The organism is Mesorhizobium sp. WSM2240 (assembly GCF_040438645.1).
In the GTDB taxonomy this organism is placed as follows: domain Bacteria; phylum Pseudomonadota; class Alphaproteobacteria; order Rhizobiales; family Rhizobiaceae; genus Allomesorhizobium.
In genome coordinates, this window is record NZ_CP159253.1 from 3,004,918 (window position 1) to 3,017,056 (window position 12,139).

Consider the following 12,139-nt stretch of genomic DNA (forward strand, 5'->3'; position numbering starts at 1 on the left):
ATTTATCCCGGCGCGACGGCCGTAGAACCGCGAACGACGAGTTCGACGTCCAGGATTTCCCGCCGGATCGTTCCGTCGAAACCCAGAATCGTCTGCACGGCCCGGCGGCCAATCTCGACTATGGGCTGAGCAATAGTGGTCAATGGCGGGCTGGAGACGGCACTTTCCGGCACCCCGTCGAAACCGATCACCGACACTTCGCCGGGGACGTCGATACCGCGCTCGCGCAGCCAGTCGAGCGCCGTCAACGCCATGCGGTCGGACATCGCCAGGATCGCCGTCGGCGGCTCCGCGGCCGTGAACAGGTGCTCCATGCCTGCGCGGGTGGACGCCTCGTCGTTCTCGGTTTCGTAGATCGGGACCGCCTTCACGTCGATCCCGTACGTGGCAAGCACCTCGAAATAGCCGCGGATGCGGTCGCGCGTACCCGAATAGATGGCGTTCTGCGCGCGCTCCAGAGTCGTCGGCCCGTAGCCGGTCTCGATGGTCGGCAGCGCGAGGACAGCAAAACGCCGGTGGCCGAGTTCGGCGAGGTGCCGGGCCGCCATGCCTGCGCCAGCGACATCGTCGACGCCGATCGTGGCGACCGTGTCGTCATCCTCGGCAAAATCCAAGGTCACGAAGGGCAGCTTTCGCTCACGGGTCAGTTCCACCAGGCGCGAACCGCCCTCGACACAGAAGACGATGAAGCCGTCGACCACCGCGCTCTGGATGTTCCAGGCGAGTAGTTCCTTATTGGCGGCCGAGACCAGCGAGATGCCTGCGCCGGTGGCGTCGCAGGCCTGGCTGATGCCGGACATGACAGTGCGCGCGAACGGGTCGTCGAAGAAATAGGAAAGCGGCTCGGCAGTCGCGACGCCGATCGCATTGACCTTGCCGGCGCGCAGCAGCCGGCCCCTAGGATCCGGGCCGGCATAGCCGAGCTTTTGCGCGGCAGCAAATACGCGTTCCCTCACCTCGTCCCGCACGATCTCCGGGCGGCTGAACACGTTGGAGGCGGTTCCATGCGAGACACCGGCCTCCCTGGCCACATCCGCAAGTCTGACCGGTCTCGTCATTTGTTCTCCTTGCAGTAATCGAGGCGCCGCTGGACCACAGATAGCATAGCGCTTGGATCGATTCAAATTTTGCTTGACATCGTCGCTACCTGAACTATCTTTGAATCGATCCAATCCGAAGTGCCACGCTTCTGATGGATCGATCCAAGCTTAAAAGAGGAGGCTGCCGTGCATCCCGTCGACTACCTGTTTGAAGACATCTACCGCAACCATTGGGGCATGCCGAAAGGCAAGCCTCGGAATGAACGCAAGCGCTGGTGCGACTCGCGCCGGAGACGCTCGGCTCGCGACGCAGCCGCCATTTGACGGACCGCTTGTTGAATCGATTCAAGAACGAAGGAAAGCCGCCATGCACCCCATCCATTTTCTGTTCGAAGACATTTATCGGAAGCACTGGGGCATCCCGCGCCCGAAACGCGACGAGGATGCTGGAAAGGAGGCGCCGGTGCGGCCGCGCGTTCATCCGTTGCAACGCCTGATCCGGTTGCCGTGAGATCCGCGTCACGCTGGACGAGCCGATACTGGCGTGCCGCTGATGAACGCCGGGAGGGGCTACGGTGCCTCGTTCTCGTCCCGAAGTTCGCCGATCGATGAAGCGAATCCCGAGATAGCAACGGTGAACCAGCCGAGGATCATCAGCACGCCGCCGACCGGCGCCGCCATCGGAAGCAGCCGGCTTCCCGTGTAGTGCCGCGTCAGAAGATCGCCGGCAAATATCAGAAGACCGAAAAGCAGGATAAAACCGCCGGCGCGCAGGGGCCGGCCCGCTCGAAGCAGGCCGGTGGCTAGGAAGACCGGGGCGTGCATCAGCAGGAATGATGCGGCAATGCCGAGATTGTCGCCGCCGGCATGAGCGGCCGCAGCCGATAGGGCAACGCCGGTAGCGCCGCAAAGGCCACCAGCGACGACTAGGAGGCGGCTGGTCACGCGCCCAGCATCTCCGCCACTTCCGGCGCGAAATAGGTCAGAATGCCGTCACAGCCGGCGCGCTTGAAGGCAAGCAGGCTCTCCAGCATCGCCTTCTCGCCGTCGATCCAGCCATTGGCGGCGGCCGCCTTGATCATCGAATATTCGCCCGACACCTGGTAGGCGAAGGTCGGCATCGAAAACTCGTCCTTCAGCCGGCGGATGATGTCGAGATAAGGCAGGCCCGGCTTGACCATGATCATGTCGGCGCCTTCGAGAATGTCCTGCTCGGCCTCGCGCACCGCCTCGTCCGAATTGGCGTGGTCGAGATAGTAGGTCTTCTTGTCGCCCTTGAGCAGGCCGGCGGTGCCGACCGCTTCGCGGTAGGGCCCGTAGAAGGCGGAGGCGAATTTCGTCGCATAGGACATGATCGCCACGTCCTGGAAGCCATTGGCGTCGAGTGCGTCGCGGATCGCGCCGATGCGCCCGTCCATCATGTCGGACGGCGCGATGATGTCGGCGCCGCTCGCCGCCTGGATGACGGCGGCGGCGGTGACCTGCTCGACGGTCTCATCATTGAGGATCACGCCGTCGCGCAGGATGCCATCATGGCCATGGCTGGTGAACGGGTCGAGGGCTGCATCGGTGATGATGCCGATTTCGGGAACGGCGGCCTTGATGGCGCGGGTGATGCGGTTGATGACGTTTTCCGGGTCGAGAATGTGCGAACCGGTCTGGTCGCGCTGGTCGGTTTCGATATTCGGAAAGGTGGCGATGGCGGGAATGCCGAGCCTTGCAGCGCGCTCGGCTTCTTTCACGGCCAGATCGAGCGTCAGGCGGAAGACGCCCGGCATGGCCGGGATCGGCTCGCGCCGCCCCTCGCCTTCGATGACGAAGATCGGCCAGATAAGATCGTCCACGGTCAGCCGGTTTTCCTGAACGAGCCTGCGCGACCAGTCCGCCTTGCGCATGCGGCGAAGCCGGCGGCTGCCGGTGATTTCGTCGACCGAACGGGCGCCAGCGGGCTTTGCGGGAGTGAATCTGTTCATCGGCCTGTCTCCGGATCGCCGGTTTCTAGCACGATGGGACGTACATCACCAATGCGGCAGCTTGTGCCAAGCGCTATTGCGGCGCGCCATACGACGCAAGCATGGTCCCTCCCCTCCAAACCTGCCATTGACGCACCGGTCCGCCCTCCTTTAGCACTTAAGCTCGGCGGGGCCGCAAAGGATTTTCGGAACGATGGATTTTGGCGGCGGCGATGAGATCCGTTTCGAGCGGACCGGCAAGGCTGGCATCGTCACGCTGGCCCGCCCGAAGGCGCTGAACGCAGTCACCCACCGCATGATCCGGGCATTGAGCGCGGCGCTAAAGGCCTGGGAAGCCGATTCCGGCGTGGCGGTGGTGGTGATCAAGGCCGAGGGCAAGGCGTTTTCGGCAGGCGGCGACATTCTCGACATTTACGAAGCCGGCCGCGCCGGCAATCCGCCGATCGACTTCTTCGCCGACGAGTACCGGCTGAACGCCGCGATCGCGCGCTTCAAAAAACCCTATGTCGCTTTGATCGACGGCATCGTCATGGGCGGCGGCGTCGGCGTTTCCTTCCACGGCTCCCACCGGGTGATGACCGAAAATGCGGTCTTCGCCATGCCTGAAGTGGGAATCGGCTTCTTCCCGGATGTCGGCGGCAGCTTCCTGCTCTCGCGCATCAAGGGCAGCTTCGGCATGTATCTCGGCCTGACCGGCACCCGCATACGCTGCGGCGACGCGCTCTGGGCGGGGCTCGCCACCTATGCGGTGGCGGCCTCGAAGCTTGAAGGTCTAATCGAAGAACTCTGCGAGACGGGCCGACCGGACGCGGCGCTGAAGAAGGTGTGCCATGTGCCGCCGCGCGAGACTGACGATGCGACGCTGCATCTGATCGCGCAGTCCTTCTCCCGCGAAAAACTGCAAGACCTGGTTACCGGCCTGCGCCGGCACGCGGCCGAACCTGCTGGCGAGTTTGCCGCGGCCGCGCTCGCCACTATCGAGAAACGCTCGCCGACCAGCGTCAACGTCGCCTTCAGGCAGATCAATATGGGCGCGATGCTGGATATGGACGAGTGCATGAGGATGGAGTTCAGGATCGTCAACCGCATGCTCTCCGGTCACGACTTCTATGAAGGCATCCGCGCAGCGATCATCGACAAGGGCTCGAAGCCCGCATGGCGGCCGGCGACGCTAGACAACGTCGACCCCGCCGCCATCGAGGCCTATTTCGCCCCGCTGCCCGGCGGGGACCTGGTTCTGTGAGCGTGTTCATGGAAAGGCAGCCGGTGATCGGGCTCTCCGCCGCCGAGATCGCCTTCGTCTGGTTCCAGCGCATCATCGCCGGCTACTGCCTTCTCTTCGGCGTTCTTTATTGGGTGCGCCTGATCGGTATCTATGACGGCGCGCTCTGGCGCTTCGACCTGATGCCGGTCCACTGGCAGATCGCGGCGGTCACCCTGTCGGTTTTCTACCCATTCGCCGCCAGCGGCCTGTGGATGCTGGCGTCGTGGGGACCGGTGATCTGGTTCATCTGCGCGGCAACCGAGATCGTCATGTATGCCGGCTTCCCGGATCTGTTCGGCGCCCGCCCCGCCATTATCTGGTCGCACGCCTTCGTCGCGCTTCTCTACATCGCCTTCCGCGTCGTCATTTTCCTGCAGAAGCGGCAGCAGGCGCGACAAGGTTAATTTTATCCATTCGCGTCATCGTTCATTAAGCCTCTTTCGAAAGCTATTCCCGGTAAGGCCTTGTTAAGCCTAGCGTTTAAGTCGAATTTTATGTGCATTCGATAGTGTCGGGATCAAGGTGAGAAACAAAACAATCACCGGGCGACAAACGAGAGGCAAAGACAATGATCAATCAGCGTCAGGCGGCCAAGACCGCTAACGTATCCGACGATCGCCGTGATGCGATCCGCTCGCTTTACATGGAATCACTTCAGCTCGTCGAACGGCTGCACCGCCGTTTGCTCGACGTCATCAAGGATGAATTCGATCGCAACGGCCGCAGCGACATCAACGCTATCCAGGCGCTGCTGCTGTTCAACATCGGCAATTCCGAGTTGACCGCCGGCGAGTTGCGCTCGCGCGGCTATTACCTGGGCTCCAACGTCTCCTACAATCTGAAGAAGCTGGTCGATCTCGGCTTCATCAACCACCAGCGCTCACGCATCGACCGCCGCTCTGTACGTGTCAGCCTGACGCCGAAGGGCCAGGAAGTCGCAGAAGTGGTGGCCGGGCTCTACGACCGCCATGTCGGCTCGATCGAACAGGTCGGCGGCATCAACACCGAAGAGTTCAAGCAGATGAACCGCGCCTTGCAGCGCCTCGACCGCTTCTGGAACGATACGATCGCTTACAGGATGTAATAGGGGCTGCGCCGATACACCGGTTTCGGCACCGGCTTGCCGCAGCGGCATTGGCTCGCGGCGGGCGGTAGCGGCAAACGAGCAACACTACTCAAGCAAAGCCCGCGCCGGCGACGGCGCGGGCTTTCTTTTTGGTATTCATCATGGCTACGCGTCCGGCGCGGTCACGCTAGCGCCATAATCCAGTGAAAATCCGGATGCTGAACTGACCGTCAAGCCGGATGCCGCTTGCCGGCGCCCACATTCCTTCATTGCGTTCAGGACAGGGGCGGCGGGGGGATTATGGTTGGCCATTTGTTAACAATGGTCGCCGTAGAATCCGGATGAAATTCGTCCATTGTCGAAACGCAGGATCGATGTCTGGAATGTCCATGAAAACAACTCGCCGCTTCTTCCTCTCCGGTGCAGGCGCGATCGCCGCAACCGCATTCGCAGGCGCCGCCAGTGCCCAGGACGTGATCGGCGATATCCTCAAATCGTCGCGCCGCGGCAACTGGGACGATACGTTCGACGCTCGCGCCAGTGAAGGCGGCAAGGTCGCCTCCAACCTGCCGATCTTCTCGCCGCAGACGGTTTCCTACATCGAGCAGGCGGTCGGACGGTATCAGGGCATCGTCGCGCAGGGCGGCTGGCCGATCGTTCCGGCGACCAAGAAGCTGAAACTCGGCGTCGTCGACCCGGATGTCGAGGTGCTGCGCAAGCGGTTGATGATAGCGGGCGACCTGTCGCAGAACGCCGGCATTTCGCCGGCCTTCGACACCTATGTCGACGGTGCGGTCAAGCGGTTCCAGGCCCGTCATGGCCTGCCGTCCGACGGCGTACTCGGCCAGTATTCCTATGCCGCGATGAATGTGTCGGCGCCCGTCCGCCTCGGCCAGCTCGAGACCAACCTGGTACGGCTGCGCAGCATGTCGGGCGATCTCGGCTACCGCTATGTCATGGTCAACATCCCGGCCGCGCAGATCGAGGCGGTCGAAAACGGCCGCGTGGTGCTGCGCCATACCGCGATCGTCGGCAAGATCGACCGCCAGACGCCGATCCTCAATTCCAAGATCAACGAAGTCATCGTCAATCCGTATTGGAATGCGCCGGAATCGATCGTCCGCAAGGACATCATCCCGCTGATGCGGAAGAACCCGCAATACCTGGCCGAAAACAGCATCCGCATTCTCGGGCCGGACGGCAACGAAGTCGATCCGACGACGATCAACTGGAACACCGAGGACGCGGCGAAATTCCACTTCCGTCAGGATCCGGGCCAGATCAACGCTATGGCCTCGGTGAAGATCAATTTCCCCAACCCGCATGCCGTCTACATGCACGACACGCCGCAGCAGAGCCTGTTCTCCAAGCTGATGCGTTTCGATTCGTCGGGCTGCGTGCGCGTCCAGAACGTGCGCGACCTGGTCACCTGGCTGCTGCGCGGCACCGAGGGCTGGGACCGCCAGCGCTTCGAGCAGACCATCAAGAGCGGCGAGAGCACCCCGGTCCAGCTTGCCGATCCGGTTCCGGTCTATTTCACCTATGTCTCTGCCTGGTCGACAGGCGATGCGGTGGTGCATTTCCGCGACGACATCTACGCCCGCGACGGCGTCGACGAGCTGCAGATCTCTTCGGCGCTCTGAGCGTTCGGAAGTTTCAAATAAAAAAAGCCGCCTCCAGGCGGCTTTTTTATTGGCGCTATCTCCTTCGCGGGTGAGAAATCCTACTCCGCCGCGACCGGAAACTCCTCGCGCTTCGGCAGGACATGAACGGTCGCGCCGTGCTCGGCGTCCGGCTCGTCAGCCTGGTTCGGGTTCACCAGCCAGCGGAACAGCCGCGCCGTACCGATCGCCGCGTCGTCCATAATCGTGTAGAAGGACGGCACGAACACCAGCGACAGCAGCGTCGAGACCAGCAGGCCGCCGATCACGGCGATCGCCATCGGCGCGCGGAACTCGCCGCCGTCGCCGAGCGCCAGGGCCGCCGGTATCATGCCGGCCGACATGGCGATCGTGGTCATCACGATCGGCCGGGCGCGCTTGCGACCGGCGTCGATGATCGCCTCGGCGCGCGGCACGCCCTGCTTGGCTTCCTCGACCGCGAAATCGACCAGCATGATGGCGTTCTTGGTGACGATGCCCATCAGCATCAATATGCCGATCACGACGGGCATGGAGACCGCCGAATTGGTTAGCCACAGCGCAGCCACCACGCCGCCGATCGCAAGCGGCAGCGAGCCCAGGATCGTGAAGGAGTGGAACACCGAACCGAACAGCAGGATCAGCACCACCAGCACCAGCATGATGCCGGTGCCCATGGCAGTGGCGAAGCCTGCGAACACCTCGCCCATGATCTCGGCGTCGCCGGTCTCCTGGATACGGGTGCCGGCAGGCATGTCCTTGACCTCCGGCAGTGCCCAGACGATGCCGAGCCCTTCGCTGAGTTCTGCGCCCTGCGCCATGTCGGCGCCGATGACGACGCGCCGCTCACGGTTGAAGCGGGCGATCGAGGAAGGCCCCTGCCCGAAGCGGATTTCGGCGACCGACGCCAGCGGCACCGATACACCCGACGCGGTCGGCACCGGAAGCTGGCTGACCACCGAAAGATCGTCGCGCGCGGCTTCGTCGAGCTGGACGCGGATCGGGATCTGCCGGTCGCCGACGGTGAACTTCGCCAGATTGGCGTCAATGTCGCCGATCGTGGCGATGCGCAGCGTCTCGGCGATCGTCGCCGTCGAAATGCCGAGTTCGGCAAGCCTCTCATGGTCGGGAACGACAATGACTTCCGGCCGGTCGAGCGCGGCGTTGGAGGTGACCGCGCGGAATTTTCCGGTCGCCGTCATTGCGCTCTGGATCTTGCGTGCCTGCTCGTCGAGCACGGCGCCGTCGGTTCCCATCACGCCGAAGGCCAGCGCGCGCTCGCCACGGTCATTGACGAAATAGGCGCGGACGTCCGGAACCGTCTCCATCTTGCGGAGCAGGATTTCTTCGATCTCGTGCTGCGGCACGTCGCGCTCGGACTTGTGCTTCAGGTCGGCGACCACCGTCGCGCGGCGCGTCTCCAGCGTGCCGGTCGGGCTTGCGCCGCCGATCACATAGACGTTCTCGACCTCGGAAACCTCGCGCATCAGCCGCGTCACCTCGTCGGTCGCCTCGCGGGTGTCTTCGAGCCGGCTTCCGGGCGGCAGCTCGACCGAAAACACAATGCGGCTGGCATCCTCGCGCGGGATGAAGCCGGATGGGAGGAAGCCGATCGCGTAAATCGAACCGGCGAAGAATGCGATGCCGGCGGCGAGCGTCAGCCAGCGGAAGCGCAGCGTCATCTTCAGGAAGCCGACATAGGCCCGCATGACCATGCCCGGCTTGGGCTCGGCATGGCCATGGCCGCGCAGGAAATAGGCTGCCATCATCGGCGTGATCAGGCGCGCCACCAGGAGCGAGAAGAACACGGCGACCGCGACCGTCAGGCCGAACTGCTTGAAATACTGGCCGGCAATGCCGCCCATGAAGGAGACAGGCGCGAACACCGCCATGATCGTCGCGGAGATGGCGATAACCGCTAGTCCGATCTCGTCGGCCGCCTCCAGCGAGGCGCGGTAGGGCGACTTGCCCATCTTCACGTGGCGCACGATGTTCTCGATCTCGACGATGGCGTCGTCGACGAGGATGCCGACCACCAGCGTGATGCCGAGCAGGCTGACCAGGTTGAGCGAGAAGCCCATCATGTCGAGCGCCCAGAAGGTCGGGATGATCGACAGAGGCAGCGCCGCGGCGGCCACGATGGTGGCGCGGAAATCGCGCAGGAACAGGAAGACGACGATAACCGAGAGCGCCGCGCCCTCGAGCAGCATTTCCATCGCCGAATCGTAATTGCCCTCGGTATAGGTCACCGAGTCGTCGACTTTGGTGATCGATACGTCGGGATAGGCTTTCTGGAGGTCGGCAATGGCGGCCGTGGCGCGCTCGTTGACCTCGACATCGCTCTCGCCCTTGCCGCGGAAGATGCCGAACGACACCACCGTCTGGCTGTTCACCCGGGCGAAGGATTTCGGCTCCTCCCAGGAATCGCTGACCGTCGCAATGTCGGCGAGCTTCACCTTGCGGTCTCCCGCCAGCGGGATTTCGAGCGCTTCGAGGTCGGCGATCTTCTTGGCGCCGCCGAGCGTGCGGATCGACTGGTCGCGGGCGCCGAAACCGGCGCTGCCGCCGGTCATGTCGGCGTTGACCGAACGCAGCGCGCGGTTCACGTCGCCGGCCGTCACGCCGAGCGAATTCAGCCTGTCCGGGTCGATCTCGACCTTGATCTCGCGGGTCACCCCGCCATAGCGGTCGACACGGGCGACTCCCTTCAGGCCCTGCAGCTTGCGGATGACGGTGTCGTCGACAAACCACGAAAGCTCTTCGATGGTCATTGCCGGCGCGGAGACGGCATAGGTCAGGATCGCCTGGCCCTCAACGTCAATGCGGTTCACAACCGGCTCGTCTGAGGTCGCCGGCAGGTCGGAGCGGATGCGCTCGACCGCGTCCTTGACGTCGTTTACTGCAGTCTGCGTATCCACTTCGAGACGGAATTCGACCTGCGTCTGCGAATTTCCCTCGGTGATGGTCGAGATGACGTTCTTGACACCGGAAATGTTGGCGACCGCGTCCTCGACACGTTTGGTCACCTGCGTCTCCAACTCGCTCGGCGCGACGCCCGGATCGGTGACCGTCACATTGACCAGCGGCACGTCGATGTTTGGAAAGCGGGTGATCGGCAGCTTCGCAAAGCTCATCAGGCCTAGCACGACAAGCACGATGAAGAGCAGGATCGCGGGAACCGGATTGCGGATCGACCAGGCGGAGAAATTCATGGCTGGATGGCTCCCGTCTCATCGGCGCGCACCGGTGTCACCAGATCGCCATCGGCAACGAAGGTGCCCGCGCGCGAAACCACTTCCTGGCCCTCTTCCACGCCCGAGACGACCTCGACGAAACCGCCGTCGCGTACGCCGAGCGTCACCGGCACGGTTGCGATCTTGCCCTCGGTGACCAGTTGCAGAAAGGCCTTCTCGCCGCGGAAGATCACCGCCGACGCCGGCACGGCGACCGCATCGCTGCGCTTCGTCTCGACCTCGCCGCGCGCGAAACTGCCGGCGCGGGCCTCGCTGCCGGGATCGAGCGCGATGCGGATCGAGCCGAGCCGCGACTTGCTGTCTATCTCCGGTGAAATCCGGCGGATCTTGCCGCCGGTCGCCTTGTCCGATCCGGCCAGCGATATCTCCGCCTGCATGTCTTTCGAGAGCTTCGGCAGCACCGTCTCGGCGACGGTCGCAGCAAGCTCGAATTCCGAACCGATGGCGATCCGGAACAGCGGACCGCTGCCGGCCGAAACGACGCCGCCCAACGTGGCGTCACGCGCGAGCACCAGCCCGTCGGCGGGCGCCCTCACCTCGGTCTTTTCGATCTGCAAAAGGACGTTCTGCGTCTGCGCGTCGATGACGGCGAGCTGCGCCTGCGAAGCGGCGAGCGCCTTTTGGGCGGAAACCAGCTTGGCGTTGGCGCTGTCGAAGGCGTGCCGCGCATTGTCGAGCTGCGCCTGCGTGGCGACGCCCTTCTTCTGAAGCGCCCTCGCCCGTTCGAGCGCGTCCTTCGCCTGGCTGACGCCGACCTCGGCGTCGCCGATCTGGGCGTTCATCTGCGCGATATTGGCCTCGGCCTGGGCGCGGCTCGCCTGCATCTGCGCAAGCTGCGTGTCGAGCGTGGAGCGGTCGAGGACGGCGAGCACCTCGCCCTTCTTGACCGTGTCGCCTTCGTCGGCGTTCAGCGCCGTCACCGTCAGGCCGTTGAGATCGGTGCCTGCGGCCGCTTCTTCGCGCGGCAATATCGTTCCGGTCACCGACAGCGTCTCGACCAGCTCGCGCCGCTCGGCCCGCGCCACCCGGATCGAAGGCGGCGTCTGCACGGCAGCCGGCTCGGCTTCGCTCGCTGCAAAGGAGGCCGGGGCGAACCCGACAACGGCGGCTGCGCCAGCAAGCAGCACGCCAAGGGAAACGGCAATAACGGCATTACGCGACATGAGATTAACCAGGTTGGCTTGAGGGTTGGGGGCGGCTATTCGGACGCGATGTTTTTGGTTGGCCGAAACATGCCTTCGATCATGGCGCGAAGGGCGGTTTCGAGCTTGTCGAGCGGCACGCCACGGGCGGGCAAATCGTTGATCGCCAAGCCCTCGCCGACCGACATCAGGACGGCCATCAGGACAGGAAGCTCTACCGGCGGGTCGATCTCGCCCCGCGCGATTGCTGCTGCCAGAAGCGGCTCGATCATCGCGGCCACCTCCCCCTTGTGCCCGTCGACGGTCGCCCGTACCGCCTCGTTGCGCATGGATTCGGAGCGCATCTCGGCAAATAGCGGGGCGCTGCCCTTCATATGCGTATGCGTAATGTGCGCCATCGCCGCCTGCACGACGCCTTCGGCGGCCGAAGTGGCGCCGCGCAACGCGCCGAAGCAGGTCATGTCGTCCTGGCGATCGGCTTCGCAGATCGCCTCGACGATCGCTTCCTTCGACGGGAAATAGCGATAGAGCGCGCCCGGGCTCATGCCGACTTCGGCGCAGATCTGCTGCATCGACGCGCCCTGGAAGCCGGAGCGCACGAAGCATGTCTTCGCCGCCTCCAGAATGCGCTGGATCTGCTGGTCGCGGCGTCCGGCTCGCGACAGCAATTCCAACGGATCGTCAGCGCCCGGCAATTCGTTTCTGGTGGACAATTCTTCCATATCCGAACTCACTTCGAGCGAACGTTCGCTCTCATTTA

General features: G+C 63.8%; 11 protein-coding genes. 5 read left to right on the plus strand and 6 right to left on the minus strand.

Annotated elements, in window-relative coordinates:
* Positions 1-2 precede the first annotated feature (2 nt).
* Complete coding sequence (locus ABVK50_RS14750) at positions 3-1,058, minus strand: LacI family DNA-binding transcriptional regulator (protein WP_353640853.1); 1,056 nt, start codon at positions 1,056-1,058, stop codon at positions 3-5.
* 349 nt (positions 1,059-1,407) lie between these two features.
* On the opposite strand from ABVK50_RS14750, the gene ABVK50_RS14755 reads away from it, so the two are divergent.
* On the plus strand, positions 1,408-1,551 hold the full coding sequence (locus tag ABVK50_RS14755) for a hypothetical protein (protein ID WP_353640852.1): 144 nt from the start codon (positions 1,408-1,410) through the stop codon (positions 1,549-1,551).
* A gap of 59 nt (positions 1,552-1,610) precedes the next feature.
* On the opposite strand, the gene ABVK50_RS14760 is transcribed toward ABVK50_RS14755, so the two are convergent.
* Together ABVK50_RS14760 and hemB are read right to left on the minus strand one after the other, a co-directional pair.
* Positions 1,611-1,985 (minus strand): DUF423 domain-containing protein, encoded by a 375-nt coding sequence (locus tag ABVK50_RS14760; protein WP_353640851.1) that lies wholly within the window; start codon positions 1,983-1,985, stop codon positions 1,611-1,613.
* The gene (gene hemB, locus ABVK50_RS14765) at positions 1,982-3,013 is read right to left on the minus strand and encodes a porphobilinogen synthase (protein ID WP_353640850.1); all 1,032 of its coding nucleotides are present in this window, start codon (positions 3,011-3,013) and stop codon (positions 1,982-1,984) included. The genes ABVK50_RS14760 and hemB overlap by 4 nt, the downstream gene beginning before the upstream one ends.
* A gap of 193 nt (positions 3,014-3,206) precedes the next feature.
* Between hemB and ABVK50_RS14770 the strand changes: the two genes are divergently transcribed.
* From ABVK50_RS14770 to ABVK50_RS14785, 4 genes are all read left to right on the plus strand, one after another.
* Complete coding sequence (locus ABVK50_RS14770) at positions 3,207-4,256, plus strand: enoyl-CoA hydratase/isomerase family protein (RefSeq protein WP_353640849.1); 1,050 nt, start codon at positions 3,207-3,209, stop codon at positions 4,254-4,256.
* A gap of 8 nt (positions 4,257-4,264) precedes the next feature.
* On the plus strand, positions 4,265-4,681 hold the full coding sequence (locus tag ABVK50_RS14775; protein ID WP_353640848.1) for a DUF6163 family protein: 417 nt from the start codon (positions 4,265-4,267) through the stop codon (positions 4,679-4,681).
* A 164-nt stretch (positions 4,682-4,845) separates the two neighbouring features.
* A complete protein-coding gene (locus ABVK50_RS14780) occupies positions 4,846-5,361 on the plus strand; it encodes a winged helix DNA-binding protein (RefSeq protein WP_008836742.1) in 516 nt (171 codons plus the stop codon).
* A 371-nt stretch (positions 5,362-5,732) separates the two neighbouring features.
* Positions 5,733-6,986, plus strand: coding sequence for a L,D-transpeptidase family protein (locus tag ABVK50_RS14785; protein WP_353640847.1), 1,254 nt, complete (start codon positions 5,733-5,735; stop codon positions 6,984-6,986).
* An 80-nt stretch (positions 6,987-7,066) separates the two neighbouring features.
* Here ABVK50_RS14785 and ABVK50_RS14790 read toward each other — a convergent pair whose 3' ends face one another.
* Genes ABVK50_RS14790 through ABVK50_RS14800 form a run of 3 tightly spaced genes read right to left on the minus strand, consistent with a single transcriptional unit; the run spans position 7,067 to position 12,092 of the window.
* Positions 7,067-10,195, minus strand: coding sequence for an efflux RND transporter permease subunit (locus ABVK50_RS14790; protein WP_353640846.1), 3,129 nt, complete (start codon positions 10,193-10,195; stop codon positions 7,067-7,069).
* Positions 10,192-11,400 carry an efflux RND transporter periplasmic adaptor subunit gene (locus ABVK50_RS14795; RefSeq protein ID WP_353640845.1) on the minus strand — a complete coding sequence of 403 codons (1,209 nt, stop codon included), beginning with the start codon at positions 11,398-11,400 and terminating at the stop codon, positions 10,192-10,194. The genes ABVK50_RS14790 and ABVK50_RS14795 overlap by 4 nt, the downstream gene beginning before the upstream one ends.
* Before the next feature lie 35 nt (positions 11,401-11,435).
* Positions 11,436-12,092: a TetR/AcrR family transcriptional regulator gene (locus ABVK50_RS14800; protein ID WP_353640844.1), complete on the minus strand. Its 657-nt coding sequence runs from the start codon at positions 12,090-12,092 to the stop codon at positions 11,436-11,438.
* Positions 12,093-12,139 lie beyond the last annotated feature (47 nt).

Excerpts from the sequence above, each read along its gene's own strand:
- ABVK50_RS14750 (WP_353640853.1), bottom strand. The coding sequence starts at position 1,058 with ATGACGAGACCGGTCAGACTTGCGGATGTGGCCAGGGAGGCCGGTGTC.
- ABVK50_RS14755 (WP_353640852.1), top strand. The coding sequence starts at position 1,408 with ATGCACCCCATCCATTTTCTGTTCGAAGACATTTATCGGAAGCACTGG.
- hemB (WP_353640850.1), bottom strand. The coding sequence starts at position 3,013 with ATGAACAGATTCACTCCCGCAAAGCCCGCTGGCGCCCGTTCGGTCGAC.
- ABVK50_RS14770 (WP_353640849.1), top strand. The coding sequence starts at position 3,207 with ATGGATTTTGGCGGCGGCGATGAGATCCGTTTCGAGCGGACCGGCAAG.
- ABVK50_RS14775 (WP_353640848.1), top strand. The coding sequence starts at position 4,265 with ATGGAAAGGCAGCCGGTGATCGGGCTCTCCGCCGCCGAGATCGCCTTC.
- ABVK50_RS14780 (WP_008836742.1), top strand. The coding sequence starts at position 4,846 with ATGATCAATCAGCGTCAGGCGGCCAAGACCGCTAACGTATCCGACGAT.
- ABVK50_RS14785 (WP_353640847.1), top strand. The coding sequence starts at position 5,733 with ATGAAAACAACTCGCCGCTTCTTCCTCTCCGGTGCAGGCGCGATCGCC.
- ABVK50_RS14790 (WP_353640846.1), bottom strand. The coding sequence starts at position 10,195 with ATGAATTTCTCCGCCTGGTCGATCCGCAATCCGGTTCCCGCGATCCTG.
- ABVK50_RS14795 (WP_353640845.1), bottom strand. The coding sequence starts at position 11,400 with ATGTCGCGTAATGCCGTTATTGCCGTTTCCCTTGGCGTGCTGCTTGCT.